Source organism: Nocardia sp. NPDC060220 (genome assembly GCF_042727815.1).
Lineage (GTDB): Bacteria > Actinomycetota > Actinomycetes > Mycobacteriales > Mycobacteriaceae > Nocardia.
The window spans coordinates 1-1,318 of sequence record NZ_JBHWZY010001291.1; the positions used below are offsets into that span (position 1 = coordinate 1).

The 1,318-nt window shown below is 60.5% G+C and carries 1 protein-coding gene; it reads right to left on the bottom strand.

All coding sequences use genetic code 11. The features are described from left to right. Positions 1–38: 38 nt before the first annotated feature. Positions 39–1,318: ribonucleoside-diphosphate reductase subunit alpha (locus ACFWF3_RS36150; RefSeq protein WP_379318668.1), on the bottom strand; the 1,280-nt coding region annotated here is incomplete at its 5' end.

The following is a 1,318-nucleotide window of genomic DNA, read 5'->3' on the forward strand; positions in this document are numbered from 1 at the left end:
TGTCTCCCTCGGGAGACCGCCCCTTTTTCGCGCTCAGCTCATAGCATGCAGCTCACGCAACCCTCCACCTCAGTCCCCTCCAGAGCCATCTGGCGCAGGCGGATGTAGTAGAGCGTCTTGATGCCCTTGCGCCATGCGTAGATCTGCGCCTTGTTCAGGTCCCGGGTGGTGGCGGTGTCCTTGAAGAACAGCGTCAGCGACAGGCCCTGGTCCACGTGCTGGGTGGCCGCGGCGTAGGTGTCGATGATCTTCTCGTAGCCGATTTCGTAGGCGTCGTCGTAGTACTCGAGATTGTCGTTGTCCAGGTAAGGGGCCGGGTAGTAGACGCGGCCGATCTTGCCTTCCTTACGGATCTCGATCTTCGACGCCACCGGGTGGATCGAGCTGGTCGAGTGGTTGATGTAGGAGATCGAACCGGTCGGCGGCACGGCCTGCAGGTTCTGGTTGTAGATGCCGTATTCCTGCACCGAGGCCTTGAGCAGACGCCAGTCGTCCTGGGTGGGGATGCGCACGCCGGCGTCGGCGAACATCTGAGCCACCTTGTCGGTCTTGGGTTCCCATGCCTGGTCGGTGTACTTGTCGAAGTACTCGCCGCTGGCGTACTTGGAGTCGGCGAACCCACCGAACGCGGAGCCGCGCTCCTTGGCGATCAGGTTCGAGGCCCGAATCGCGTGGTAGACCACGGTGTAGAAGTAGATGTTGGTGAAGTCCACACCTTCTTCGGAGCCGTAGTGGACCCGCTCACGCGCCAGGTATCCGTGCAGGTTCATCTGACCGAGGCCGATGGCGTGGGACTCGTTGTTGCCCTGCTCGATCGAGGGCACCGAGAAGATGTGGGTCTGATCCGAGACTGCGGTGAGCGCGCGGATCGAGGTCTCGATCGTCTGACCGAAGTCGGGCGAATCCATCGCCTTGGCGATGTTGAGCGAACCCAGGTTGCACGAGATGTCCTTGCCTACCTTGGAATACGACAGATCGTCGTTGAATTCCGAGGGGGTGGAGACCTGCAGGATCTCCGAGCACAGGTTCGAGTGGGTGATCTTGCCCTTGATCGGGTTGGCCCGGTTCACCGTGTCCTCGAACATGATGTAGGGGTAGCCCGACTCGAACTGCAGCTCGGCGATGGTCTGGAAGAACTCGCGCGCCTTGATCTTCGACTTGCGGATGCGCTTGTCGTCGACCATCTCGTAGTACTTCTCGGTGACGTTCACATCGGCGAACGGCACACCGTAGATACGCTCGACGTCATAGGGCGAGAACAGGTACATGTCCTCGTTCTTCTTCGCCAGCTCGAAGGTGATGTCGGGGATCACCACAC